Genomic DNA, 26,462 nt, shown 5'->3' on the forward strand with positions numbered 1-26,462 from the left:
CAAGTACCGCTCGTTCTCCGTTGCGTGTGCGGTGCCCGTCCCCGCACGGCGCGACGCGGCGGTACGGACGAGCCTAGAACGCCTCTGCGCTGGTGGGGAGATCATTTCGGTCATTGCTCTGTGTGGTGCGATTACCCGTCCGGAACCCCTCGGAAAGCAGCCGGCTGCGGATGCCCTCCCCCGATTTCCAAGGGGAGCCCCAGGACATCCGCAGCCGGGCTGCGATCTACAGGTACTGACCGGTGTTCGCCACCGTGTCGATGGAGCGTCCGGTGTCCGCGCCCTGCTTTCCGGTGACGAGGGTGCGGATGAAGACGATCCGCTCGCCCTTCTTTCCGGAGATCCGGGCCCAGTCGTCCGGGTTCGTGGTGTTCGGCAGGTCCTCGTTCTCCTTGAATTCGTCGACGCAGGCCTGGAGCAGGTGCGCGACGCGGAGACCCTTCTGGTTGTGGTCGAGGAAGGCCTTGATGGCCATCTTCTTCGCCCGGTCCACAATGTTCTGGATCATGGCGCCGGAATTGAAGTCCTTGAAGTACAGGACTTCCTTGTCGCCGTTGGCGTACGTGACCTCGAGGAAGCGGTTCTCCTCGGATTCGGCGTACATCTGCTCCACGACCGACTGGATCATGCCCTGGACGGCCGCCTCCTTCGAGCCGGTGTGCTCGGAGAGGTCGTCCGAGTGCAGCGGCAGCGAAGGCGTGAGGTACTTCGCGAAGATGTCCTTCGCGGCCTCCGCGTCCGGACGCTCGATCTTGATCTTGACGTCGAGCCGGCCCGGCCGCAGGATCGCGGGGTCGATCATGTCCTCCCGGTTGGAGGCGCCGATCACGATCACGTTCTCCAGGCCCTCCACACCGTCGATCTCGGCGAGCAGCTGGGGAACGATCGTGTTCTCGACGTCCGAGCTGACACCGGAGCCGCGGGTGCGGAAGAGGGACTCCATCTCGTCGAAGAAGACGATCACGGGTGTGCCCTCGCTCGCCTTCTCACGCGCACGCTGGAAGACCAGGCGGATGTGCCGCTCGGTCTCGCCGACGTACTTGTTGAGGAGCTCGGGGCCCTTGATGTTGAGGAAGTAGCTCTTCCCCGCGGGCTGGCCGGTCACCTCGGCGACCTTCTTCGCAAGGGAGTTGGCGACGGCCTTCGCGATCAGCGTCTTGCCGCATCCGGGCGGACCGTAGAGCAGGATGCCCTTCGGCGGCCGCAGTTCGTGCTCCTTGAAGAGGTCGGGGTGCAGGTACGGGAGCTCGACCGCGTCCCGGATCATCTCGATCTGACCGCCGAGGCCGCCGATCTTGTCGTAGTCGACGTCCGGGACCTCTTCGAGGACCAGCTCCTCGACCTCGCTCTTGGGCACGACCTCGTACACGTACCCGGACCTGGGCTCGAGCAGCAGGGCGTCGCCGGGGCGGATGGTGACGTCCAGCAGCGGCTCGGCGAGCCGTACCACCCGCTCCTCGTCGGTGTGGCCGATCACCAGGGCCCGCTCGCCGTCCTCGAGGATCTCCTTGAGGGTGACGATGTCCCCGGTGCGCTCGAACTCCATGGCCTCGACCACGTTGAGCGCCTCGTTGAGCATGACCTCCTGGCCGCGCCGGAGCTCTTCGGGCTCGACGCCGGGGCTGACGTTCACCCGGAGCTTGCGGCCCCCGGTGAAGATGTCGGCGGTGCCGTCCTCGTTGGCCTGCAGGAAGACACCGAAGCCGGCCGGCGGCTGCGCGAGCCGGTCGACCTCCTCCTTGAGGGCCACGATCTGGTCTCGGGCCTCACGGAGCGTGTTCGCCAGTCGTTCGTTCTGCGCGGACACGCCGGCCAGGTTCGTCTGCAGCTCGACGATCCGCTCCTCGAGAATCCTCGTATGACGCGGAGAGTCGGCGAGCTTGCGGCGCAGGACGGCGATTTCCTGCTCGAGATAGGCGACCTGGCCGGCGGGGTCTTCAGACCCCCGCCCCGGCCGGAAGCCGCGGTTGTTGTCGTCGTCGTGGGCTGCCACGGTCCTCACCTCCTCCAAGGGGAGCTGGACGCTTCCTGACCCTACCTGGGTGGGTGGTGATTGAAACCCCTAGATCACAAAGACGGAAGGGGTGTGTCCGATCTTCACCCTTGCGCTGCCCCTCACGCCAGGGGAATACCCACCCATCAACATCGGAAAGCGGGCGGTTGTATGGTCGGAACGGTCAACACCCGTCAGGGCTGGCCCGTATTGATACAACACGGCTTGATGCACACCGCGCAGGAACGGCAGGCGACATGAACGAGGCTCTCGAAGTCTGGATCGACCAGGAGCTGTGCACCGGCGACGGCATCTGCGCCCAGTACGCCCCCGAGGTCTTCGAGCTGGACATCGACGGTCTGGCCTATGTGAAGAGCGCCGACGACGAGCTGTTGCAGGACCCGGGCGCCACAACGCCCGTACCGCTGCCACTGCTGACCGACGTCATCGACTCGGCCAAGGAGTGCCCGGGCGACTGCATCCACGTACGTCGCGTCTCCGACCGGGTCGAGGTGTACGGACCCGACGCCGAGTAGCCCGCCCCGTCGCGGACCGAGCGTGACCTCTCACACACTGCCGGTGTCGTCCCCGTCCCCACGGGACTCGACGAACTTCCCCCCGCTCCACTGCCACTTGACCGCCTCCCGCTCGTCCGGGCAGCAGCGCGGAACGTCCGGGGACGAATAGCCGAGGAGCACGGCCGTGACGACTCCGTCACGGACGGCGAGCTCGCCGGCGCTCTGCCGTCGCGCGGGCTCCAGGAGGGTGGCCACGACGCGCGGCTCGCCAGCCCGGGACCTGGCCAGCACGTAGATCCCGCTGGGCGGGGTGCCGGAGCCTGCCTCACAACGCGCCGCCACGACCGTTTCCGGGCCGCCGTCGCCGTCCAGGTCTCCCGTGGCCTGCTTCACCACCACGGTGGGCGCTCCGCCGCACTCCAGGGGCAGCTCGACGCCGGTCGCGTCGGGGGCCGGTGCGGGGGCGGCGGCCGCGGCGGTGGCGGCCTCCCGGCCGCCGGACTCCCCCGCTCCGGCGTGGTCCGGCTGCAGCAGCCCCGCCAGGGCGACGACCGCGGACATCGCCGTCGCGGTGGCCAGCCAGTGCGCGGGGCGGGCGTGGGTGTGCGCGAGGTCCGGGACGGCGGAGGTCTGCACCGAGGCGTCTCCTGTGAACAGCGGTTCCGGTGGGGGTGCCCGCATCGTGCCACACGTCACAGGGCGCGGGAACAGCGGGGTACGAAACCGCTGTGGCGAAAAACCGCCGCAAACCGCTCGGCGCGACCCAACGCAACGAGCCCTCGGTGGAGTTCCCCGGCGGTGGCCGGAACCCGACGGCGGGGCCCGCGCGTTGTGAAAAGCGCGTCCGCCCCGCACCCGGGCCGGGTGCGGGGCGGATTGCTGACGGGTACTCAGCCCTTGTTCGGGCCCTCGTAGTCCTCGCCGTAGGCGCCCTTGGCGGGCCTGCGGCGGCGCATCGGAGGCTCCACACCGTCCGCCAGCCGGCGGGCGGTGACGAGGAATCCGGTGTGGCCGATCATCCGATGGTCCGGACGCACGGCCAGGCCCTCGACGTGCCAGTTGCGGATCATGGACTCCCACGGCTGCGGCTCGGCGTAGCAGCCGATCTCGCGGATGGACTCGACGGTCCGCGCGAGCTGCGTGGTGGTCGCCACGTAGCAGCACAGGATGCCGCCGGGGACCAGCGCCTTGGAGACGGCGTCCAGGCACTCCCAGGGCGCGAGCATGTCCAGGATGACGCGGTCGACGTCGGCGTCCGACAGGTTGTCCTGGAGGTCCCCGACGGTGAGCGTCCAGGCCGGGTGCGGTCCGCCGAAGTAGCGCTCGACGTTGCCCTTGGCGATCTCCGCGAAGTCCTCACGGCGCTCGTACGAGTGCAGCATGCCCTCGTCGCCGATCGCACGCAGCAGGAAGGCGCTCAGCGATCCGGAGCCGACACCCGCCTCCACGACGCGGGCCCCGGAGAAGATGTCGGCGAAGGCCAGGATCTGCCCCGCGTCCTTGGGGTAGACCACGGCAGCGCCGCGGGGCATGGACAGGACGTAGTCGGGGAGCAGGGGGCGCAGCGCGAGGTAGGCGACGTTTCCCGTGGTACGGACAACACTGCCCTCGGGGGCGCCGATCAGCTCGTCGTGCGGGAAGGAACCCTTGTGGGTGTGGAAGTTCTTCCCGGCCTCGAGCGTGAACGTGTAGTGGCGTCCCTTGGGATCGGTGAGCTGGACCTGGTCCCCGACCTTGAAGGGCCCGCGACGGCGGGCGGCACCGGTCGGTTCGGACATGTGACCAGTGTATGGGGTGCCGGAACCCGCCAGTGCCACGCGGTTCAGGAGCCGGGGCGGGCCATCGCGGCGACGAAGGCCCGCTCGACGTCCGCCGTGGAGAGCACTCCGTAGATCTCGCCGGTCTCCTCGACCACCAGGTACTCGGTGGCCGGATTCGCGCGCAGCCGGTCCAGGAGCGCCTCACCGGCGAGTTCGGCGGGGACCTTCATGCCGTCGGTGAGGTCCTGTGCCAGGCCGCCGACGGCAACCCAGGGACGGCGGTGCTCGGGGACACCGACGATCGCCGTCTCCCGGACGAGGGCCGTCGGCTCGCCGTGCCCGTCGACCACGACGAGCGCGCGGGCACCGGCCTCGTTGGCACGCCGCAGCGCCTCGGAGAGCGGGGTGTCCGAGCCGACGGGGACGGCCCGCCGGGTGAGGGCCCGGGCACGCAGTTCCGGCAGGTGCTCCCGCAGGCGGGCCATGCGCAGGCTGTTGCCGGCGCCGGTCCAGATGATCGCGGCGAGGATGGCGGCGAGCAGGGCGTCCGTGACGGTCTCCATGCCGCCGATGTCCTCGGTGGGGTTGCCGAGGACGCCGGTGTGGGTGAGCAGCGGCAGGCCGACCAGTACGGCGACGGCGAGGGCACGGCCCACCCAGGCGGCGGCGATGGTGCCGCTCATCGGCTTGCCGGTGATCTTCCAGACGACCGCGCGCAGCATCCGGCCGCCGTCGAGCGGGAGTCCGGGGAGCAGGTTGAAGGCCGCCACGATGAGATTGGAGATCATCAGACCGGCCAGCAGCACGCCGGGGACGGTGCCGGGCTCGACGGCCTGCATGCCGGCGTAGAAGACGCCGGCGAGGACGAGCGAGAGCAGCGGGCCGACGAAGGCGAGGACGAACTCCCGTCCGGGGGTCTCCGACTCCTTCTCGATCTCCGAGACGCCGCCGAAGAACTGGAGCTGGATCCGCCGCACGGGCAGCTTGTAACGCAGCGCGACGACGGTGTGGGCCAGTTCGTGGACCAGCACGGACGCGTAGAAGGCGACCGCGAAGAACAGCGAGACGAGATAGCGGGCGCCGCCGAGTTCGGGCAGGACCCTGTCCAGTTGTCCGCCGAACACCCAGGTGATGAGGGCCGCGACCAGGAACCAGCTGGGGGCGACGTACACGGGCACACCGAACGGGCGGCCCATGAGGATGCCGCCGCCGGGCTCCGCGGAGCGGTCCCGCTTGCCTCCGCCGGGGTCCGCCTTCCCCGTGCCGGACTGCGCGCGCGTACGCTCGCCGCTCTCCTCGTCCTTCTTCACGGGTTCCCTTCGTCGCGAGGCGTCGCTCGCTCGATCATGCAGTGCGAGAGGGTCTGACGTCGATGGTATGCCGCTCGCTGTCGGTGGCGGGCCGTAGGGTCTGAGTCATGAGTACGAGTCAGCCGCCCGTCCCGGAAGGCCCGCCACGCACCGTGGAGGTGCCGGCGCCTGCCGCTGAGGCGCACCCGCCCGCCGCGGGGGTGCCGCCGACGGCCGCCGGGGTCCCGCCCCAGCCCGTTCCGGTCGATGCACCCGGCTCCGCGGACGGGCATCCGGCCCCGCCGGAGGATCCTTCCTCCGCTCCGGCGGGCCGGCCGCCGATGTCGCTGTCGCCCTCGCGTGCCAGCGATTTCATGCAGTGCCCGCTGCTGTACCGCTTCCGGGTGATCGACAGGCTGCCGGAGAAGCCGAGCGAGGCGGCCACCCGCGGCACGCTGGTGCACGCCGTGCTGGAGCGCCTCTTCGACGCACCGGCCGCCGAGCGCACTCCGCCGCGTGCCAAGTCGCTCGTTCCCGGTCAGTGGGAGCGGCTGCTGGAGTCGCGGCCGGAGCTGGGCGAGCTGTTCGCGCAGGACGAGGGCGGCGAGCGGCTGGCGCGATGGATGTCCGAGGCGGAGGCGCTGGTCGAGCGGTGGTTCTCGCTGGAGGACCCGACGCGGCTGGAGCCGGCCGAGCGCGAGCTGTTCGTGGAGACGGAGCTGGAGTCGGGGCTGCGGCTGCGCGGGGTGATCGACCGGGTGGACGTGGCTCCGACCGGCGAGGTCCGCATCGTCGACTACAAGACGGGCAAGGCTCCCCGCCCCGAGTACAGCGAGGGCGCCCTGTTCCAGATGAAGTTCTACGCCCTCGTGATCTGGCGGCTGAAGGGCGTGGTGCCGCGGCGGCTCCAGCTGGTGTACCTGGGCAGCGGGGAGGTGCTCACCTACGACCCGGTGGCGGCGGACCTGGAGCGGGTGGAGCGCAGGCTGCTGGCTCTGTGGGACGCGATCATGCGCGCCACGGAGTCGGGCGACTGGCGCCCGCGGCCGACGAAGCTCTGCGGCTGGTGCGACCACCAGGCGGTGTGCCCGGAATTCGGCGGGACGCCGCCGGTGTATCCACTGCCCGTGGTCCCCGCGGGGTGACGCACGGGGCGCCGGGTGCCCCTGGGGGCGGGGTCGCCCGGCCGCGTCCGTCGCCGGCGGGCAGGGCAGAATGGGGCCGGTCCCGTATTCCTGAGGAGATTCCGTGGCTATCCGCGTCCTACTCGTCGACGACCAACCGCTGCTGCGCACGGGCTTCCGGATGATCCTGGAGGCCGAGCAGGACATCGCCGTGGTCGGTGAGGCCGGGGACGGCCTTCAGGCCCTGGACCAGGTGCGGGCGCTGCAGCCCGATGTGGTGCTGATGGACATCCGGATGCCGCGGATGGACGGTGTCGAGGCGACCCGCCAGATCACCGGCCCGGAGCGGGACGGACCGGCCAAGGTGCTGGTGCTGACCACGTTCGACCTCGACGAGTACGTCGTGGAGGCGCTGCGGGCCGGCGCGAGCGGCTTCCTGCTGAAGGACGCCCCGGCGAACGAGCTGGTGCAGGCGATCCGGGTGGTCGCGGCGGGCGAGGCGATGCTCGCGCCGAGCATCACGCGCCGGTTGCTGGACAAGTACGCGGGCCATCTGCCGTCCGGCGAGGAGCCTGCGCCGAACACGCTCCACACCCTGACCGAGCGCGAGGTCGAGGTCCTCAAGCTGGTGGCCCGCGGACTGTCGAACGCGGAGATCGCGGCGGACCTGTTCGTCAGCGAGACGACGGTGAAGACGCACGTGGGCCATGTCCTGACGAAGCTCGGCCTGCGCGACCGGGTGCAGGCGGCGGTCTACGCCTACGAGAGCGGACTGGTGCGACCGGGAGCGCAGTAGCGGCGGGCGGACGGCTGCGCCGGCCGCGGAGCACCATGGCGGTACGGGCCGGCCGCGGAGAGGCCGGCGGGGCTCGTGGCCCGGTGGTCCGCCGTGAGCGGCTGTGACCACGGCGCAGCACACCGGAGGCGCGCCGGCAGCTGCCGAGCAGACGGAGAGGACCCCGGAGGCCGCTGGTCTCCGGGGTCCTCTCCGTGCTGGCCGGGCCGGGGCTGTGCGGCCCGGCCCGGCCGACGGGCGTCAGCCCTTCTTGATCTCCCAGAAACGGAAGACCGTGGAGGCGTCGAGCGTCCACTCCAGGCCCGTGATGTTGCCGTTGTAGACGGCGTACTGCTTGCCCTGCCACAGCGGGAGGATCGGCAGCTCGTCGGCGACGATGTCCTGGAGCTTGGCGAACTTGTCGCCGGTGGAGGAGCGGTCCGCCACGGCCGCGGTCTCCGGGATGATCTTGCCGGTGATCTGCTTGTTCTCGTAGCCGTTGCCGAGGACGTTGCCGTCGCCGAAGAACGGCTGGGTGAAGTTGTCGGCGTCCGGGTAGTCGGGGACCCAGCCCTTGACGTAGACGCCGTACTTGCCCGCCTGGATGCCCTTCTCGTACTGGTCGAACTCGACCGACTTGACGTCCGCGTCGAACAGACCGCTCTTGTTGAGCTGCTGCGCGATGGCGGCCATCTCCAGGTCGGTGGCCGGGCCGTAACGGCTGGGCGTGGACCAGAGGGTGAGCTTCACCTTCTCGTCGATGCCCGCCTCGCGCAGGACCTTGCGGGCCTTGTCGGGCTGGGGGTGGCCGCCGTAGCGGTCGAAGAAGGCGGTGTTGTGACCGGCGATGCCGGCCGGGACGATCGAGTGCAGCGGCTCGGCGGTGCCCTTGTAGACGTCGCGGACCAGGGCGTCCCGGTCGACGAGGTAGGCGAAGGCCTGGCGCACGGCGAGCTTGCCGGTGATCGGGTCGTTCATGTTGAAGACCAGGTGCTGGACCTCGGCGCTGTTGCCCTCGACGACCGCGATGCCCTGCTTGCCGGCCTCCACGGAGGCCTGGAGCCCGTCGATGTCCTGGGCGGTGAGGCCTCGGTAGGCGACGTCGACGTCGCCCTCCTTGAGGGCCGTGCCGAGGCCCTTCTGGTCGCCGCGGAAGAACGTCAGGGTGACACCGGTGTTCCGCACCTCGGCGTTGCCCTTGTACTCGGGGTTGACCGAGAAGACGGCCTCCTTCTCGCTGAAGGAGTCGAGCTTGTACGGGCCGGAGCCGACCGCCTTGCCGTCCGTGCGCAGCGAGCCGGCCTCGTACTCGCGGTGGTCCACGATGGAGCCCGCACCGGAGGCGATCTTGCTCGGGAAGGTGGCGTCCGGCACCTTCAGCTTGAAGACGACCGTGCGCTCGTCGGGCGTCTCGATGCTGTCGATGGTCGAGAGCAGCGGGCCGGGACCGGAGTCGCTGGCGATCTTCAGCGCGCGTTCGAAGGAGAACTTCACGTCCTTCGAGGTCAGGTCGTTGCCGTTGCTGAACTTGAGGCCCTCGCGCAGCGTGCAGCGGTAGACCGTGCTGCCGCTCTCGAAGCCGCACTTCTCGGCGGCCTCCGGCTGCGGGGTGGAGCCGCCCTTGGGGAAGCTCATCAGGGACTGGAAGACGTTGTTGAACAGCAGCCAGGAGCCGGGGTCGTAACCGTCGGCGGGGTCCGTGGCGAGGACCTCGTCGGAGATGCCGACGGCGACGCGGACGCCCTCGCCGTCGGATCCTTCGCCCTGCTCCGAGCCGCAGCCCGCCAGCAGTACGGCGGACAGCCCCGCGGCCAGCGGCGCCGTCGTGCGCTTGAATCGTGCCTTCACAGAACCTTGCCTCTTGCTCTCGTTTCCGGCCGCGCCCTTCGCGACCGGGTCATGAAGGGTCAGGCGGTGCCGCGCTCGAGTTCCCACAACTGGAGGTCGGAGGAGGCGTTGAGCGTCCATTCGACTCCGTTGATGTCCGACCGGGCGGCGACGTACTGCTTGCCCTGCCACAGCGGCAGCACCGGAACATCGGTGGCGACGATGTCCTGGAGCTTGGCGAACGGGAGGGCGGCGGCACTGCGGTCGGCCTTGCGGCGGGACTCCGGGATGAGCTGATTGCGCGCGGCGGTGCTCACGTAGGGGGTGTTGAGGAAGTTGTCCTCGTCCAGGAACGGAGCGATGTAGTTGTCCGGATCCGGGAAGTCGGGGAACCAGCCCAGGCCGTAGACGGCGTAGTCGCCGCGCTTCTGAGCGGGTCGGTACTCGGACCACTCGGTGCCCTCGACCTTCACGTCGAAGAGGCCGGTGGCGTTGAGCTGGCCGCGCAGCGCCGCGAACTCCTCGGCCGTGCCGGAGCCGTAGTGGTCGGTGGTGTAGTGGAGGGTCAGCTTCACCGGGGTGGTGACGCCGGCCTCGGCCAGGATGCGGGCCGCCTTGCGGCGGTCGGGCTCGCCGTACCGGTCGAAGAACGAGTTGGTGTGGCCGGTGATGCTCGTGGGGATCAGCGAGTAGAGCGGCTCGGCGGTGGCGCCGTAGACATTTGCCGCGATCTTGCCGCGGTCGACGACGGAGGCCATGGCCTGGCGGACCGCCCGGTCCTCGACGGACGGGTCCTCGGTGTTGAAGCCGAGGTAGCGGATCTCCAGTCCGGGGACCTCGCTCAGCTCGACGCCGTCCTTCGGGTTCTCCTGCAGATCCTTGATCTGGTCCGGGGACATGGCGCGGGCCATCATGTCGATCTCGCCGGACTCCAGGGCCTCCCCCATGGCCGGGGCGTCGGCGAAGGAGCGGAGTTCGACCTGGTCGTTGCGGACCTTCAGGTCGCCCTTGTAGCGAGGGTTCCTGGTGAACACGGCTCGGACGAGCCTGTCGCCGTCGGTCTCGGCCGCCATCGTGTACGGGCCCGAGCCGTCGACCTGGAAGCCCTCGCGCAGCTTCTTCCCGTCGTAGGCGTCCCGGCTGAGGATGCCGGCCACCGGCGTGGAGAGCTTGTACGGGAACGTCGCGTCCGGCGCGGTCAGCTGGAAGACGATCTCCTTCTCGCTCCTGACCTCGACGGTGTCGATGGTGGAGAGCAGCGCGGCCGTGCCGTTGTCGGACTTGATGTCCAGCACGCGCTCGATGGAGAACTTGACGTCGTCCGCGGTGACGGGCTTGCCCCCGGCGAAGGTGAGTCCGTCCCGGAGGGTGCAGCGGTAGCTCTCGCTCCTGCTGTCTGTGAAGGCGCAGCTGGACGCCGCCTCGGGGACCGGCCGGCCGCCGCCGCGCGGCACGTGCATCAACGTCTGCACGGTCTGCCGCAGGACGTTCCAGGCGCCGGTGTCGTAGGCGAAGGCGGGGTCGAAGGGTGCGGGGGTGCCGCTGTCCGCGATGAACCGGTCCGTGGTCCCGACGACAATGGCGTTGCCTCCGTCCGGCGCCCCGGGCGTCGTGCCACAGGCGGCGAGTACGGGGGCGAGCAGGCCCACCAGGGCCGGCAGCACCAGTGTCTTGCGGTTCATCCTGGACTTTCTCCCTCGATCCCTCACTGGGATACAGCGGTTGCGGGACACTCCGCCGCGGCCGCCCGTTCGGGGCGGTGCGATCGGGCCGGGATGCGGGGGCGATCGGTCCTGCGGACACGGTGACGAGGGTGGTCCCCATGACACGTCGGTGGTGCGGCGAAGCTCTCGCGATGAGATTAGTGGCTGCGCCAGGAATGCTGGACCGGGCCCGAGTTGGGGACTACGTCCCGATGAGCAGGCATGGCGAAGAGTCGATATTCACGCGCCGGAATGATTCGTACACCGACCCATCAATCCGGACACATGGGCATACCCGAATCGCCGCAGATCGGACCAGGCCTGCCATGGTCGCGCTATTTATGCAGCATCCTGCGTGATGAACGTCACGCAGGATGGATGGTCACGGAAAATACACGGTTCGCTGCCCTTGGTTCCCGTGGATATTCCTCTGCACGCTCGGTGAATGATTCAGTTCATCCGCGTAATCAATGTGCGCAGAAAAGACAGGTCCACTTCCTCGAGCGAACCCACCACGATCCGCCCGTCGGCGGGCGCGATCGGTGCCACGGAGGGAACCGCCACGACCCGGCAGCCCGCCGCCTCGGCGGAGGCCACGCCCGTGGCCGTGTCCTCGATGACGGCGCAGCGGGTGGGGTCGGCGCCCAGCCCGCGGGCCGCGTGCAGATACGGGTCGGGGTGGGGCTTGGTGCGGGGCACCTCGTCCCCCGCCACGCTCAGCGCGAAGCGGTCGCGGCCCAAGGAGGCGAGCACGCGGTCGATGATGCGGCGGTGGGAGGCCGAGACCAGGGCCGTGGGCACGCTGTGCGCGGCGAGCTCGGTCAGCAGGCGCTCGGCCCCGGGCATCAGCGGCACACCGCGGGCGATACGGGTCTCGAAGCGCTCGTTGAGGAGCACGGTCAGCTCGGCGAGGGTGATGTCGGCACCGGTCGCCTCGATGAGGTAACCCGCGCTCCGCGTCATGGGGCCGCCGACCACCACGTCACGCCAGGCCTCGTCCAGCTCGTGGCCGAGGTCGGCGAAGACCTCACGCTCGGCGTCCCACCAGAAGCCCTCGGTGTCCACGAGGGTGCCGTCCATGTCGAGGAAGACGGCCTGCAGGGCAGAGCCGCCTGCCGTGCGGGCCAGGGACGCGGGGACCGTGCTGGTCATCCGGACACCTCCATCGGGGACGCGCAGGCCGGCCGCCAAATCGGGCGACCGGCCTGTATGGGACCGACCAGTGTACGACTCGCGCGACCGAAGCGCGCGATCCGTCACCGCGCGTTGAAGTACTTCGCCTCCGGGTGATGGATGACGATGGCGTCGGTGGACTGCTCGGGGTGGAGCTGGAACTCCTCCGAGAGCTCGACGCCGATCCGCTCGGGCTCCAGCAGTTCGGCGATCTTGGCGCGGTCCTCGAGGTCGGGGCAGGCGCCGTAGCCGAGGGAGAACCGGGCACCGCGGTACTTCAGGGCGAACATGTCCTCGATCTCCGCCGGGTCCTCGCCGGCGAAGCCCAGTTCGGCGCGCACGCGGGCGTGCCAGTACTCGGCCAGGGCCTCGGCGAGCTGGACGGACAGGCCGTGGAGTTCGAGGTAGTCGCGGTAGGAGTCGGACGCGAAGAGTTCGGCGGTGGCCTCGCCGATCCTGGACCCGACGGTGACGACCTGGAGGCCGACGACATCGGTCTCTCCGGACTCCTCCGGGCGGAAGAAGTCCGCGAGGCACAGCCGGCGGCCGCGGCGCTGGCGGGGGAACGTGAAGCGGGTGCGCTCCGAACCGTCCTCGCCCAGCAGGATCAGGTCGTCGCCCTTGGAGACGCAGGGGAAGTAGCCGTAGACCACGGCCGCCTCCAGCAGGTTCTGCGTGTGCAGCTGGTCGAGCCAGCCCCGCAGCCGGGGACGCCCCTCGGTCTCCGCCAGCTCCTCGTAGGACGGTCCGTCGCCGGTACGGGCCTGCTTGAGGCCCCACTGGCCCTTGAAGAGCGCGCCCTCGTCCAGCCAGGAGGCGTACTCCTTGAGCTGGATGCCCTTGACCACGCGCGTGCCCCAGAACGGGGGCTCCGGCACCCGGTTGTCGGTGGCGACGTCGGAGCGTACGGCACCCTGCTCCTCCGGCCGCTCCTCGACGACCACGGCGGCGGTGCTCCGCACCCGGCGCTGCTTCAGCTCGGGGAGCGCGGCACCGGGGACGCCGCGCTTGACCGCGATGAGGGCGTCCATCAGGCGGAGGCCCTCGAAGGCGTCGCGGGCGTAGCGGACTTCGCCCTCGTAGATCTCGTGGAGGTCCTGTTCGACGTAGGCGCGGGTGAGGGCGGCGCCGCCGAGGATGACGGGGTAGTCGGCCGCCAGCTTGCGCTGGTTGAGCTCCTCCAGGTTCTCCTTCATGATCACCGTGGACTTCACCAGCAGCCCGGACATGCCGATCACATCGGCCCGGTGCTCCTCGGCGGCTTCCAGGATCGCCGAGACGGGCTGCTTGATCCCGAGGTTGACCACGTTGTAGCCGTTGTTGGACAGGATGATGTCCACCAGGTTCTTGCCGATGTCGTGGACGTCGCCGCGGACGGTGGCCAGCACGATGGTGCCCTTGCCCTCCGCGTCCGACTTCTCCATGTGCGGTTCCAGATAGGCCACCGCCGTCTTCATCACCTCGGCCGACTGCAGCACGAACGGCAGCTGCATCTGCCCGGACCCGAACAGCTCACCGACGACCTTCATGCCGTCCAGCAGGGTCTCGTTGACGATGTCCAGCGCCGGGCGTTCACTCAGCGCCTCGTCCAGGTCCGCCTCCAGCCCGTTGCGCTCGCCGTCGATGATGCGGCGCTTGAGGCGCTCCTCCAGCGGCAGTGCGGCCAGTTCCTCGGCCTTGCCCGCCTTCAGCGACTTCGCCGTCGCCCCCTCGAACAGGGCCATCAGCTTCTGCAGCGGGTCGTAGCCCTCGGAACGCCGGTCGTGGATCAGGTCCAGCGCGGTGTTGACCTGCTCCTCGTCGAACCTGGCGATGGGGAGGATCTTCGACGCGTGCACGATCGCCGAGTCAAGGCCCGCCTTCACGCACTCGTCGAGGAAGACCGAGTTCAGCAGGATCCGCGCGGCCGGGTTCAGGCCGAAGGAGATGTTCGACAGACCGAGCGTGGTCTGCACCTCCGGATGGCGGCGCTTCAGCTCGCGGATCGCCTCGATGGTGGCGATGCCGTCCCCCCGGGACTCCTCCTGCCCCGTGCAGATGGTGAAGGTGAGGGTGTCGATGAGGATGTCCGACTCACGGATGCCCCAGTTGCCGGTGAGATCCGTGATCAGGCGCTCGGCGATCTCCACCTTCTTCTCCGCCGTGCGGGCCTGGCCCTCCTCGTCGATCGTCAGGGCGATCAGTGCGGCACCGTGTTCCCGGGCCAGCCGGGTCACCTGCGCGAACCGCGACTCGGGCCCGTCACCGTCCTCGTAGTTCACCGAGTTGATCACCGCGCGGCCGCCGAGCTTCTCCAGACCTGCACGGATCACCCCCACCTCGGTGGAGTCCAGCACGATCGGCAGGGTCGAAGCCGTCGCGAACCGCCCGGCCAGCTCCTCCATGTCCGCCACACCGTCCCGGCCGACGTAGTCCACGCACAGGTCCAGCATGTGCGCGCCCTCGCGGATCTGGTCGCGGGCCATCTCCACGCAGTCGTCCCAGCGGCCGTCCAGCATGGCCTCGCGGAACTTCTTGGACCCGTTCGCGTTCGTCCGCTCCCCGATCGCCAGGTACGAGGTGTCCTGGCGGAACGGCACGGTCTGGTAGAGCGACGCGGCGCCAGGCTCGGGGCGGGGGTCCCGCACGGCCGGCGCCAGATCGCGCACCCGCTCCACGACCTGCCGCAGGTGTTCCGGAGTCGTCCCGCAGCAGCCGCCGACGAGGGAGAGCCCGTACTCGCGGACGAACGTCTCCTGCGCGTCCGCCAGCTCCGGCGCGGTGAGCGGGTAGTGCGCGCCGTCCTTGCCCAGGACCGGCAGGCCCGCGTTCGGCATGCAGGAGAGCGGGATGCGCGAGTGGCGGGCGAGGTAGCGCAGGTGCTCGCTCATCTCGGCCGGGCCGGTGGCGCAGTTCAGGCCGATCATGTCGATGCCGAGCGGCTCCAGGGCCGTCAGCGCCGCGCCGATCTCCGAGCCCAGCAGCATCGTGCCCGTGGTCTCGACCGTCACCGAGCAGATCAGCGGCACGGTGAGACCGGCCACGTCCATGGCCCGCCGGGCACCCAGGATCGCCGCCTTCGTCTGCAGCAGGTCCTGCGTCGTCTCCACGAGCAGCGCGTCCGCGCCGCCCGCGATCATGCCCTCCGCGTTCTGCTGGTAGGCATCGCGCAGGGTGGTGTACGGGGCGTGGCCCAGTGTCGGCAGCTTCGTCCCCGGGCCCATCGACCCCAGCACCCAGCGCTGCTGCCCGGTGGACGCGGTGAACTCGTCCGCCACCTCACGGGCGATCCGCGCACCCGCCTCGGACAGCTCGAACACCCGCTCGGGAATGTCGTACTCGGCGAGAGCGGCGAAGTTCGCTCCGAACGTGTTCGTCTCGACACAGTCCACGCCCACCTCGAAGTAGGCGGAGTGGACCGAACGGACGATGTCCGGGCGGGTCACGTTCAGAATCTCGTTGCAACCCTCAAGATCCTGGAAGTCGTCCAGACTGGGGTCCTGCGCCTGGAGCATCGTCCCCATCGCACCGTCGGCGACGACCACGCGGGTCGCCAGCGCACGGCGCAGGGCGTCGGCTCGGGTCCGGCTGTCGTGGGGCGTACCGCTGCCTGCGGAAGTCGGGCTGTCGGCGGAAGGGGTCGGCAACGAGGCCATGAAGGTGCTCCCTGGAGTGCGACGGCTGTCGGCTTTGCGGCTTCTCTTGGAAGGCGCACCCGGCCAGCCTAGCCGTGCCGGGCCCGGCGCGGCGGAGCGGTCCAGGAGTTGGACTCCGTGTGTCCCTGGTGATGACCGGTGAGCATGGTGTTGCCACACTGTTCCGGCAGTAACACGGATTCGGCATCGGCCGATAGTGTTCAGCATTGTCGAACGACGTTGGGTAGAAGGGCCGGGATGATGGCGAAGAACATCCAGTCACTGGAACGGGCCGCGGCGATGCTGCGCCTGCTCGCGGGTGGCGAGCGCCGTCTGGGCCTGTCGGACATCGCCTCCTCCCTCGAGCTGGCCAAAGGCACCGCCCACGGCATCCTGCGCACCCTCCAGGCGGAGGGGTTCGTCGAGCAGGACCCGACGTCGGGGCGCTACCAGCTCGGTGCGGAGCTGCTGCGGCTCGGCAACAGCTACCTGGACGTCCACGAGCTGAGGGCCCGGGCGCTGGTCTGGACGGACGACCTGGCCCGCTCCAGCGGGGAGAGCGTCCACCTGGGCGTGCTGCACCAGCAGGGCGTGCTGATCGTCCACCACGTCTTCCGCCCGGACGACAGCCGGCAGGTGCTGGAGGTGGGCGCGATGCAGCCGCTGCACTCCACGGCACTCGGCAAGGTGCTGTCCGCGTACGACCCCGTCGCGCACAGCGAGGTCCTGGAGATCGACCGGGAGGCGTTCACGCCCCGCACCGTGACCGCCCTGCGGGCCTTCGAGGCCGAGCTCGACCTGACCCGGGCGCGAGGCTGGGCCGCCGACGTGGAGGAGACCTGGGAGGGTGTCGCGGCGGTGGCCGCGCCCATCCACGACCGGCGGCGGATGCCCGTCGGCGCGATCGCCATCACCGGCGCGGTGGAACGGGTGTGCGACGACGGCAAGGAGCTGCGGGCCGAGTTGATCGCCGCGGTGCGGGACTGCGCCCGCGCGGTCTCCCGGGATCTGGGCGCCGGCCGCTTCTGACCCGCCGGCTCGAATGGCGCACGGCCGAGCGCCCCGTCGCCACGGCGGCCGGCCGCCGCCGTTCGGCAGGCGACACCTCCACGAGCCCCGCCGCCGCCTTCCGCCGTCCGGCAGCCAGGCACCCCCCGTCCCCGCCGCGCCGCGCCCGTCCGCACCCGTCCGCGCCCGCGGGCGCCGACGCGGCCGCCGTCCGGCAGGCTGTCCGGATGGCGGCCGGCGCGATGTCCCCTCCACCCCCGTCCGCCCGCTCAGCCGGAGCTGCGCCCCGTTCCCGACCGGCCGAGATCCCTCACAGCGGGCGATTTCGCCCGTCCGGGCGCACCATCGATAACGAAACGGTTTTCGGCCACACAACCCTTGACGCCGTGTTAACCAGAGGACAAAACTGCCGTGCATCGGTCGGCATTGTCGAACACCTACCGGCAATACGCGCTAGAGTGTGGCAACGCCAAGGGCCGGTATCGCTCTCACCCCGAGGGCGCGAACCACGGAGGGACCCGTTGGTTCGCCTTCCCCTGGACGAAGGACAAAGGAGTCGCGGGTGTCCAGCTCCGACATCTTCATCGGCGAGATCATTGGTACCGCCGTTCTCATCCTGCTCGGCGCCGGCGTGGTCGCCGCCGTCGTACTGAAGCGCTCCAAGGCACAGGGCGCCGGCTGGGTCGCCATCGCCTTCGGGTGGGGCTTCGCGGTCATGACCGCCGTCTACATCGCGGGCCCCCTGTCCGGTGCGCACCTGAACCCGGCGGTCACGCTGGGTATCGCGATCACCAGCGGCGACTGGAGCAACGTTCCCGTGCAGATGGCGGGCGAGCTCATCGGCGCCATGGTCGGTGCGTTCCTGGCCTGGCTCACCTACTACGGCCAGTTCAAGGCTCACCTGGCGGACCCCGAGGTCGTCCCGCCGCCCCTCGATGAGGGACTGGTCGACGAGCGGTCCGCCCCGAACGCCGGCCCCGTGCTCGGCATCTTCTCGACCGGCCCGGAGATCCGGAACGTTTGGCAGAACCTGACCACCGAGATCATCGGCACGCTCGTGCTGGTTCTGGCCGTACTCACCATGGGCCTGAACGACAGCGGAAAGGGCCTCGGCGTCCTCGGCGGTCTGATCGTCGCCCTCGTGGTCGTCAGCATCGGCTTCTCCCTCGGCGGTCCGACGGGTTACGCCATCAACCCGGCCCGTGACCTCGGCCCGCGCATCGTGCACGCCCTGCTCCCGATGCGGAACAAGGGCGGCTCCGACTGGGGATACGCCTGGGTGCCCGTCGTGGGACCGCTGATCGGCGCGGCCATCGCCGCGGGTATCTACAACATCGCGTTCGCCTGAGTCGTACGCCCTCCCCTAGAACCTTCAGGAGCACACCGTGACCGACGCACACGCCGGCCCGTTCATCGCGGCCATCGACCAGGGCACCACCTCGTCCCGCTGCATCGTCTTCGACAAGGACGGACGGATCGTCTCCGTCGACCAGAAGGAGCACGAGCAGATCTTCCCGAAGCCGGGCTGGGTCGAGCACAACGCGAACGAGATCTGGAACAACGTCCAGGAAGTCGTCGCCGGGGCCATCGAGAAGGGCGGCATCACCGCCGCCGACGTCAAGGCCATCGGCATCACCAACCAGCGCGAGACCACGCTTCTCTGGGACAAGAACACCGGCGAACCCGTCCACAACGCCATCGTCTGGCAGGACACCCGCACCGACGCGCTCTGCCGGGAACTGGGGCGCAACGTCGGCCAGGACCGCTTCCGCCGTGAGACCGGTCTGCCGCTGGCGAGCTACTTCTCCGGCCCGAAGGTCCGCTGGATGCTCGACAACATCGACGGCCTGCGCGAGCGGGCCGAGCGGGGCGACATCCTCTTCGGGACCATGGACTCCTGGGTCATCTGGAACCTGACCGGCGGCGTCAACGGCGGCAAGCACGTCACCGACGTCACCAACGCCTCGCGCACCATGCTGATGAACCTCCACACCATGGAGTGGGACGAGAAGATCGCCCAGTCCATGGAGGTGCCGATGGAGGTCCTCCCGGAGATCCGCTCCTCCGCCGAGGTGTACGGGGAGGTCAAGGAGGGCGTCCTGGCGGGCGTCCCGGTCGCCTCGGCGCTCGGCGACCAGCAGGCCGCGCTCTTCGGCCAGACGTGCTTCTCCGAGGGTGAGGCGAAGTCCACCTACGGCACCGGGACGTTCCTGCTGATGAACACCGGCAGCAAGATCATCAACTCCTACTCGGGCCTGGTCACCACCGTCGGGTACAAGATCGGCGACGAGGCGCCCGTGTACTCGCTCGAGGGCTCCATCGCCGTCACCGGCGCCCTCGTGCAGTGGATGCGCGACCAGATGGGCCTCATCAACACCGCGCCCGAGATCGAGACGCTCGCCGCGTCCGTCGAGGACAACGGCGGGGCCTACGTCGTCCCGGCGTTCTCCGGTCTGTTCGCCCCGTACTGGCGCTCGGACGCCCGCGGTGTGATCGCCGGCCTCACCCGGTACGTCACCAAGGCGCACATCGCGCGCGCCGTGCTCGAGGCCACGGCCTGGCAGACGCGCGAGATCACGGACGCCATGACCAAGGACTCCGGTGTCGAGCTGACCTCCCTGAAGGTCGACGGCGGAATGACCTCCAACAACCTGCTGATGCAGACCCTCTCGGACTTCCTGGACGTGCCCGTGGTGCGCCCGATGGTGGCCGAGACCACCTGCCTCGGCGCCGCCTACGCCGCCGGTCTGGCCGTCGGCTTCTGGCCCGACACCGACGCGCTCCGCGCCAACTGGCGCCGGGCCGCCGAGTGGACCCCCCACATGGACCCTGCCAAGCGTGATCACGAGTACAAGTACTGGCTCAAGGCCGTCGAGCGGACCATGGGCTGGCTCGAGCACGACGAGAGCTGACGAGGAGCAATCGAGAATGACCACCCTGCAGAGCGTCCCCTCGCTGGGGACGCACCCGGCCTCCGGTTCCCTCCCGAGCCGCGCCGAGACGAGGGAGCAGCTTGCGAAGGCGACCTACGACCTCCTGGTGATAGGCGGCGGCATCCTGGGCATCTCCACGGCCTGGCACGCCGCGCAGGCCGGGCTGCGGGTGGCCCTGGTGGAGGCCGGCGACTTCGCCGGCGCCACCTCCTCCGCCTCCTCCAAGCTGCTCCACGGCGGTCTGCGCTATCTGCAGACCGGCGCCGTGAAGCTGGTGGCGGAGAACCACTTCGAGCGCCGTGCACTGTCCCGGGAGGTGGCTCCCCACCTCTCCAACCCGCTGACCTTCTACCTGCCGGTCTACAAGGGCGGACCGCACGGCGCCGCCAAGCTCGGCGCGGGAGTCTTCGCGTACTCGGCTCTCTCCGCGTTCGGCGACGGCGTCGGACACGTGATATCGCCCGCCAAGGCCCAGCGCGACGTGCCCGAGCTGCGCACGGAGAACCTGAAGGCCGTGGCCGTGTACGGCGACGACCAGATGAACGACTCCCGCATGGCGCTGATGGCGGTCCGCGCGGCCGTCGAGTCGGGGGCCGTCGTCCTCAACCACGCCGAGGTGACCGGACTCCGCTTCACCGAGGGCCGGGTCACCGGCGCGGAGCTCAGGGACCGCACGGACGGCACCGAGTTCGGAGTCACCGCCCGTCTGGTGCTCAACGCGACCGGCCCGTGGGTCGACCACCTGCGGAGGATGGAGGACCCGAACGCGGCGCCCTCGATCCGCCTGTCCAAGGGCGCACACCTGGTGCTCAAGCGCACCGCGCCCTGGAAGGCCGCGCTGGCGACCCCGATCGACAAGTACCGCATCACCTTCGCCCTCCCCTGGGAGGACATGCTGCTGCTCGGCACGACCGACGAGGAGTACGAGGGCGACCCGGCGGACGTCGCGGTCAACGAGAAGGACATCGCCCAGATCCTGGACGAGGCCGCCTTCTCCATCCGCGACCAGCAGCTGTCACGCGACCTGATCACCTACTCCTTCGCGGGCCTCCGGGTGCTGCCGGGCGGCCCCGGCGACACTTCCAAGGCCAAGCGGGAGACCGTGGTGACCGAGGGCCGCGGCGGCATGCTGTCGGTGGCCGGCGGCAAGTGGACGACGTTCCGCCACATCGGCCGCACGGTGCTCAGCAAGCTGGCCGAGCTGCCGGGCCGGCCGCTCGCCGACGACATGGAGCCGATCTCGCACCTGCCGAAGAAGCTCCCGCTTCCCGGCATCGCCAACCCGCGTGCCGTCGCGCACCGGCTCCTGGTGGACGCCCCGGCGCCCGGGCCCCGGATGGCGGCGGACACCGCCCGCCACCTCGCCACGCACTACGGCTCGCTGGCGTTCGACATCGCCCGGCTCGCGAACGAGAACCCCGACCTGGCACAGCGGATCCACCCGGACGCCCCCGAGATCTGGGCCCAGGTCGTGTGGGCGCGCGACCACGAGTGGGCCGAGACGACGGACGACGTGCTGCGCCGCCGCACCACGCTGACGATCCGCGGTCTCGCCACGGACGAGATCCGCGGGAAGGTCGACGACCTGCTGCACAAGCGGGGCTGAGACGGGACCGTAGCGGGCACGGTCCGTGCGACGGGGGGCGGCTCCTCGAGGAGCCGCCCCCCGTCGCACGCTCGGGCACATCGGACGACTCGAGGGAAGTGCCTTGCCGCAGCCGCGGGTTGCCCACCTCGGGGCGGATCCCCGCACCCGCCGGGGCACCCGCCCGCACGGCGGTGCGCGGCGGGCCGTGCGAGCCGCATACGGGACGTGAAACGGGGTAGTCGTGGTGCCACGTGGTGTCCCGGACGACGGCCGGGGCGGCGGAACGCTCGCGGAGGTGGTCGACGTACTCGATGACCCGGTCCTCCCACCGCCGGGGACGGCGGCACGGCCGAACACGCCCTGGTACCTCGCCGGTCCGCCCGCCCCCACCCCGCCGGCGCGGGGGCGGACGGGTGCGCCGTACACGGCGGCGAGCGGCTGGAGGGGCCGGTTCTCGTCGACCCCGGTGCCCGGTGCCGCGTCGATCTTCCCGAAGCCGACCGCACCGGCCTGCTGCGGCCGGCCGAGGACGATCCTGTCGGCGCCCGGCTCGCCGGTGACGCCCCCGACGGTGGTCCGATGCATCGAGTCGCCGGGCTCGAGACGGGCGGCGTCACCCCCGGGATCTCCGGCGCCGGCCCGGCTGATTCCTCGGCCGGATCCGGTATTGCCCCGGTCCGTGCCGGTGCCTCACGGAAGTTCACCCTGCCGTGCACGGGGACTGCGGGCGGGCGCCCGTGAAGCCGTAAGGTTGGGGCGTACGAAAGAGAACGTCGGAAGGAGTCCTGGGTGATCGAGCTCGAGGGGGTTCCCGAGCTGATCGACCCGGTCATGGTGGCCGCGTTCGAGGGCTGGAACGACGCGGGCGACGCCGCGTCCACCGCGGTCGCGCACCTGGACCGCGAGTGGAAGGGCGAGGTGTTCGCGGCGCTCGACGCCGAGGACTACTACGACTTCCAGGTCAACCGCCCCACGGTGTGGCTGGACGGCGGGGTACGGAAGATCACCTGGCCCACGACGAGGCTCTCCGTGGTGCGGGTCGGCGGGGAGAAGCCCCGCGACCTGGTGCTGGTCCGCGGGATCGAGCCCTCGATGCGCTGGCGCTCGTTCTGCAACGAGCTGCTGGGCTTCGCCCATGAGCTGGGCGTCGAGATGGTGGTGATCCTGGGCGCGCTGCTCGGCGACACCCCGCACACCCGTCCCGTTCCGGTGAGCGGAGTCACCTCGGACCCGGACCTGGCCGGGACGATGGATCTGGAGGAGACCCGCTACGAGGGCCCGACCGGAATCGTCGGCATCCTCCAGGAGGCCTGCACGCACGCCGGGGTCCCGGCCGTGTCGCTGTGGGCCGCCGTGCCGCACTACGTCTCCCAGCCGCCGAACCCCAAGGCGACACTGGCCCTGCTGAACCGGCTCGAGGACCTCATCGACCTCCGCATCCCGCTGGGCGAACTGGCCGAGGACGCACGGGCCTGGCAGCTCGGTGTGGACCAACTCGCCTCCGAGGACAGCGAAGTGGCGGAGTACGTGCAGACGCTGGAGGAGGCCCGGGACACCGCCGAGCTCCCCGAGGCGTCCGGCGAGGCCATCGCCCGGGAGTTCGAGCGCTATCTGCGCCGGCGTGACGGCGGCCCCGGCCAGGGGCCGGGCGGTCACGCCGCGGAGGGCGGCGACGGCTCGTACCTGCGGGACAACGCAGGGGGCCGGACGAAGCCGCCGAAGCCGCCGCGGGCGGAGTCCGGGGCGGGCGGGTCCGAGGACGACGACTCCGGCGCACCGGAGTCCGCCGAATCGTCCGGCTCCGCCGAGTCCGCGGACCCTTCCGACTCCCCGGACTCCCCCGAGGACTGACTCTTCCGGGAGCGCCCGACGCGTGCCGAGCGGGTGGTGCCGGAACCGGCACCACCCGCTCGCGTTCTCCCACCCCGGTCCTGCCGAGCCGCCGGGCACACCGACCCGCGCGGGACAGCGGGCACGTCAGCCGCAGCGGAAGCGCGCCGCCGCCCAGTCCCCGTGGTCACCGGACTTGGAGCCGTCGGTGTCGGTGACCTTCAGCCGGACGTGCCGGGCACCGGTGACGTCGACCTCCGCGGGCACCGTCGCCGAGGCCCCCGTGACCTCGGGCGAGGTCCACAGGACCTTGCCGTCCGCCTCGACGGAGAAGGCCACTTCGCCGTAGCCGCCGATCTCGTCGTCGATGCCGGTGTCCGCGGTGAACGTGGTGCAGCGCCCGCCGAGGTAGACCTCGATGTCGGAGTCGGCGTGCGCCCCGATGCCCTTGTCGTACGCCGTGCCGGCGAGGGTGAGCGTGCGGCCGTCGTCCGCCCCGGACTCCCCGTTGCTGCGGTCGCGTTCGGGCGGCCCCCAGCCGTTGGTGGACGTCAGCCACACCAGGTCGCTCGCCCACACGTCCCCCGAGGGCGGCTCGGGCATCACGGTGACCGCGAACCGCTGTACGGCGGTGCGGAGTTGGCCCGCCGCGCCGTACCGTACCGCCGCGGTGAGCGTCGCCTCGCCGGGCTTCGCGTCCTTCGCGGGAGTCACCGCGACCTCGGCCCGCCGTGTCGTGCCGGCGGGGATGCGGTCCACCGTCACCGGCGCCGCCCGCCATCCCGCCGGGACGTCCACGGACACGGAGACGCCCGTCGCGTCACGGCTGCCCGCGGTCACGTCGACCGCGACCTTCCCCGTTGTGCCGGCGCCCAGTTCCTGCCCGGCCGGCGCGGTTGCGACGGCCGCGGCGCCGGGGACGGCCCCGCCGACCGCGGCCGTGTCCTCCAGCTCAAGTGCGAACGCGCGGTCCGTGGGCAGCGCCGCGGTCTTCACCCGGACCACCCCTCCCCGGTCGTCCCGGTCGTACCACCAGCCCTGCGGGGCCCGGGCGAAGGCGGCCGCCCCGCTCAGCCGCGGCAGGGCGCGGCCGTCCAGCCGGACCGAACTCGGTGCGTCCCCCGTGTGCACGGTGAAGTCGTACGGCCGTGCACGGGACTTGCCGTCGTACGATCCGCGGCTCGCGCCGATCCGTACCGTCACGTCGCCCCCGCCGCGCCTCGGTGCCTCGACCTCTGCGCGCTGGGTGGCGTACGCGCCTGCGCGGTGCCGGCGCGTCACCCCGTCGTCCTCGTAGAGCGTGAACGCCGACGAGCCCTGCGGGTAGATGTCCCAGGCGAGCGGGGAGCCCGGGCCGCGGTCGGCGTACGAGCGGATGCCGCCCGGCCACATCGGCACGGTGGCGCCGGCCCGGACGAACAGCGGGAGCGTGTCCAGCGGGGCGCTGTAGTCGTCCACCGTGACCGGCCCCTCGTAGGTCCGTCCGCTCCAGAAGTCGATCCAGGTGCCCCTCGGCAGATGGATCCCGTCCCGCTCGGCGCTGTCCCGGTACACGGGCGCCACCAGGAAGTCACGACCGCTCAGGAACTGGTACTTCACGGCCTCCGTCGCGGCCTTCGGGTCGTCCGGGTACTCGAGGACGAGCGGCCGGGCGAGTCCGACGCCGGTCCTCGTCGCCTCGTGCGCGTACGAGTACACGTACGGCAGCAGGGCCTCGTGGAGCTTCAGATAGCGGCGGTTGACGGACGTGTACGGCTCGCCGTACCGGAAGGGCTGCTTGTCGCTCGCGGCCCAGCCGTCCATGGTCATGGTCACCGGGAGGAACATCTTCCACTGCAGATCCCGGGTGTACGTCTTGGCGCTGCCCCCGAAGATGCCGTCGACGTCCCCCGTCGTGTAGGCGAGTCCGGACATGGACGCGCCCGCGTACGTGGGGATCTGCCACCGGATGTACTCCCAGCTGCCGGCCTGGTCGCCGGACCACTGGACGCCGCAGCGCTGCGCTCCGGACCAGCTCTCCGGGGCCCAGGTGAAGCCGCGGGCGTCGCTGTTCGCCTCGATCCCGGCGTAGGCGTCCTTGCAGCCGTCCAGGGCGAACTTGTAGCCCGGGCCTACCCAGGCGACATCGAGCTTGGCGACCCGCTGGCCGGCCCTGACCTGCTCGGCGAGCGTGCCGAGGCCGTCCTCGGTCCACAGGCCGAGCTCCATGTTGCGCTGCCGGAGGCCCTGGGCGGTCTCGGCGAGGTTCTCGTAGCCGCAGCCGTAGCCGTCGTTGACGAGCATCCAGCCGTTGGGCATGTCGTGCTCCACGTAGCCGTCGGCGACCTTCAGCGCGTCCAGCGTGTGCCGCTCGCCCCGGTTCGCGTTGTGCAGGTAGCAGTCGGCGTCGCCGATCTCCAGGCCGTACACCGGCGGCAGGAAGGGCCGGCCGGTGAGCTTCGTGTACTGGCCGATCACGTCCTTCATGCCCGGTCCGGCGAAGTAGTAGGCGTCGAAGCGCTGTTCCCGGGCGGTGGTGGTCACCGGGTCGCCGAAGACGTAGGTGTTGGGCGCGTAGGTGTTGCGGTAGACGCCGTAACCGGCCGAGGAGAGGTAGAACGGGACGGAGTTGGGGTGGCCGCCGTCGTTCCAGTTGTAGTCGACGCCGACCTCGACGGTCTTGCCGCGGTGTGAGGTGTTGCCGCGGCCGTTCTGCATCCCCGCGCCGTAGAACTGCTCGTCGGCGCCCCGCGCGAGGGTCTGCGTCGTACGGTCCCCGGTCCAGCTCAGGCCCTGGGTCTCGGCCCACAGCCGGGTGCCGTCGGCACGGTGGAGGGCGAACCGCAGCGGCGACTTGTAGGCGCGCAGCGTCACCTTGGACGTGCTCAGCTCGAAGCGGTCGCCGCGGTCCTTCCAGCGGGTGGCGGGCGGCCTGCCCTGCGGGAGGGCGATGTCGGTGCCGGCCGGGTCGGTGAAACCGCCGTCCGGGGCGAGTTCGATCCGGAAGGTCTCCGTCGAGACGAAGCTGACGCGGGCCTCGGTCCGCCCTGCCGTCAGCCGGTAGACGGGCCCGTCGGCGGCGAAGGCGGTGACGTCCCCCACCGTGCTCGGGGACGGTTCGGCCTGGGCGGCACCCGGCCCTGCGAACACCGTGAGGAGACCGAGCAGAAGGCCGGCCACCGTCGCTCTCGTGCGCATTGGTGATTGCATGGCGAGTGTTTAGCGCAGAAACGAGCATTCCGCCATGGACAAAACAACGGCCGCCCCTGGACCCGTGCGGGAGTCCGGAGGCGGCCGGGCCCCCCGGGGTGCCCCGGGGGTCTGTCGGAACTACAGGTCGGCGGAACT

The 26,462-nt window shown here is 70.6% G+C and carries 17 protein-coding genes; 8 read left to right on the top strand and 9 right to left on the bottom strand.

All coding sequences use genetic code 11. The annotated features are described in order from the left end of the window. Positions 1–226: 226 nt before the first annotated feature. Positions 227–1,993 carry a proteasome ATPase gene (arc, locus tag BLT82_RS21240; protein WP_093657195.1) on the bottom strand — a complete coding sequence of 589 codons (1,767 nt, stop codon included), beginning with the start codon at positions 1,991–1,993 and terminating at the stop codon, positions 227–229. A gap of 257 nt (positions 1,994–2,250) precedes the next feature. Here arc and BLT82_RS21245 point away from each other — a divergent pair, with 257 nt between their 5' ends. Beyond that, positions 2,251–2,529, top strand: coding sequence for a ferredoxin (locus BLT82_RS21245; RefSeq protein ID WP_093657197.1), 279 nt, complete (start codon positions 2,251–2,253; stop codon positions 2,527–2,529). A gap of 30 nt (positions 2,530–2,559) precedes the next feature. Here BLT82_RS21245 and BLT82_RS21250 read toward each other — a convergent pair whose 3' ends face one another. From BLT82_RS21250 to BLT82_RS21260, 3 genes are all read right to left on the bottom strand, one after another. Further along, positions 2,560–3,147 (bottom strand): hypothetical protein, encoded by a 588-nt coding sequence (locus BLT82_RS21250; RefSeq protein WP_093657199.1) that lies wholly within the window; start codon positions 3,145–3,147, stop codon positions 2,560–2,562. 254 nt (positions 3,148–3,401) lie between these two features. Further along, positions 3,402–4,289, bottom strand: a complete 888-nt coding sequence (locus tag BLT82_RS21255; protein WP_093657201.1) for a tRNA (adenine-N1)-methyltransferase — start codon at positions 4,287–4,289, stop codon at positions 3,402–3,404. Positions 4,290–4,333: 44 nt separating this feature from the next. Further along, a complete protein-coding gene (locus BLT82_RS21260) occupies positions 4,334–5,581 on the bottom strand; it encodes a site-2 protease family protein (protein ID WP_093657203.1) in 1,248 nt (415 codons plus the stop codon). 107 nt (positions 5,582–5,688) lie between these two features. Between BLT82_RS21260 and BLT82_RS21270 the strand changes: the two genes are divergently transcribed. Next, positions 5,689–6,705: a RecB family exonuclease gene (locus BLT82_RS21270; RefSeq protein ID WP_404204775.1), complete on the top strand. Its 1,017-nt coding sequence runs from the start codon at positions 5,689–5,691 to the stop codon at positions 6,703–6,705. A 103-nt stretch (positions 6,706–6,808) separates the two neighbouring features. Continuing rightward, entirely contained in the window at positions 6,809–7,480 is a 672-nt protein-coding gene (locus tag BLT82_RS21275; RefSeq protein WP_093657207.1) for a response regulator, read from the top strand. Between the two features lie 240 nt (positions 7,481–7,720). Here BLT82_RS21275 and BLT82_RS21280 read toward each other — a convergent pair whose 3' ends face one another. The 4 genes from BLT82_RS21280 to metH form a co-directional block, all read right to left on the bottom strand. Beyond that, a complete protein-coding gene (locus BLT82_RS21280; protein ID WP_093657209.1) occupies positions 7,721–9,307 on the bottom strand; it encodes an ABC transporter substrate-binding protein in 1,587 nt (528 codons plus the stop codon). Between the two features lie 59 nt (positions 9,308–9,366). Next, the gene (locus BLT82_RS21285) at positions 9,367–10,968 is read right to left on the bottom strand and encodes an ABC transporter substrate-binding protein (protein WP_093657211.1); all 1,602 of its coding nucleotides are present in this window, start codon (positions 10,966–10,968) and stop codon (positions 9,367–9,369) included. Positions 10,969–11,439: 471 nt separating this feature from the next. Beyond that, entirely contained in the window at positions 11,440–12,141 is a 702-nt protein-coding gene (locus tag BLT82_RS21290) for an HAD family hydrolase (RefSeq protein WP_093657213.1), read from the bottom strand. 104 nt (positions 12,142–12,245) lie between these two features. After that, positions 12,246–15,797, bottom strand: coding sequence for a methionine synthase (gene metH / locus BLT82_RS21295; protein WP_208867999.1), 3,552 nt, complete (start codon positions 15,795–15,797; stop codon positions 12,246–12,248). A 240-nt stretch (positions 15,798–16,037) separates the two neighbouring features. Here metH and BLT82_RS21300 point away from each other — a divergent pair, with 240 nt between their 5' ends. The 5 genes from BLT82_RS21300 to BLT82_RS21320 all read left to right on the top strand — a co-directional run bounded on the left by BLT82_RS21300 (position 16,038) and on the right by BLT82_RS21320 (position 23,156). Continuing rightward, positions 16,038–16,805: an IclR family transcriptional regulator gene (locus BLT82_RS21300; RefSeq protein ID WP_093657392.1), complete on the top strand. Its 768-nt coding sequence runs from the start codon at positions 16,038–16,040 to the stop codon at positions 16,803–16,805. A gap of 541 nt (positions 16,806–17,346) precedes the next feature. Beyond that, positions 17,347–18,132, top strand: a complete 786-nt coding sequence (locus BLT82_RS21305; RefSeq protein WP_093657215.1) for an MIP/aquaporin family protein — start codon at positions 17,347–17,349, stop codon at positions 18,130–18,132. A 37-nt stretch (positions 18,133–18,169) separates the two neighbouring features. Then, positions 18,170–19,696, top strand: coding sequence for a glycerol kinase GlpK (gene glpK, locus BLT82_RS21310; RefSeq protein ID WP_093657217.1), 1,527 nt, complete (start codon positions 18,170–18,172; stop codon positions 19,694–19,696). A 16-nt stretch (positions 19,697–19,712) separates the two neighbouring features. After that, complete coding sequence (locus BLT82_RS21315; protein ID WP_093657219.1) at positions 19,713–21,323, top strand: glycerol-3-phosphate dehydrogenase/oxidase; 1,611 nt, start codon at positions 19,713–19,715, stop codon at positions 21,321–21,323. Positions 21,324–22,094: 771 nt separating this feature from the next. After that, the gene (locus BLT82_RS21320; RefSeq protein WP_093657221.1) at positions 22,095–23,156 is read left to right on the top strand and encodes a PAC2 family protein; all 1,062 of its coding nucleotides are present in this window, start codon (positions 22,095–22,097) and stop codon (positions 23,154–23,156) included. 126 nt (positions 23,157–23,282) lie between these two features. On the opposite strand, the gene BLT82_RS21325 is transcribed toward BLT82_RS21320, so the two are convergent. Beyond that, positions 23,283–26,324, bottom strand: coding sequence for an NPCBM/NEW2 domain-containing protein (locus tag BLT82_RS21325; RefSeq protein WP_093657223.1), 3,042 nt, complete (start codon positions 26,322–26,324; stop codon positions 23,283–23,285). Between the last annotated feature and the right edge of the window lie 138 nt (positions 26,325–26,462).

Source organism: Streptomyces wuyuanensis (genome assembly GCF_900103455.1).
Classification (GTDB): domain Bacteria; phylum Actinomycetota; class Actinomycetes; order Streptomycetales; family Streptomycetaceae; genus Streptomyces; species Streptomyces wuyuanensis.

Bases quoted from the DNA above. Each gene is read 5' to 3' on its own strand.
- BLT82_RS21300 (WP_093657392.1), top strand. From the start codon at position 16,038: ATGGCGAAGAACATCCAGTCACTGGAACGGGCCGCGGCGATGCTGCGC.
- BLT82_RS21325 (WP_093657223.1), bottom strand. From the start codon at position 26,324: ATGCAATCACCAATGCGCACGAGAGCGACGGTGGCCGGCCTTCTGCTC.
- BLT82_RS21245 (WP_093657197.1), top strand. From the start codon at position 2,251: ATGAACGAGGCTCTCGAAGTCTGGATCGACCAGGAGCTGTGCACCGGC.
- BLT82_RS21285 (WP_093657211.1), bottom strand. From the start codon at position 10,968: ATGAACCGCAAGACACTGGTGCTGCCGGCCCTGGTGGGCCTGCTCGCC.
- metH (WP_208867999.1), bottom strand. From the start codon at position 15,797: ATGGCCTCGTTGCCGACCCCTTCCGCCGACAGCCCGACTTCCGCAGGC.
- BLT82_RS21270 (WP_404204775.1), top strand. From the start codon at position 5,689: ATGAGTACGAGTCAGCCGCCCGTCCCGGAAGGCCCGCCACGCACCGTG.
- BLT82_RS21290 (WP_093657213.1), bottom strand. From the start codon at position 12,141: ATGACCAGCACGGTCCCCGCGTCCCTGGCCCGCACGGCAGGCGGCTCT.
- BLT82_RS21255 (WP_093657201.1), bottom strand. From the start codon at position 4,289: ATGTCCGAACCGACCGGTGCCGCCCGCCGTCGCGGGCCCTTCAAGGTC.
- BLT82_RS21315 (WP_093657219.1), top strand. From the start codon at position 19,713: ATGACCACCCTGCAGAGCGTCCCCTCGCTGGGGACGCACCCGGCCTCC.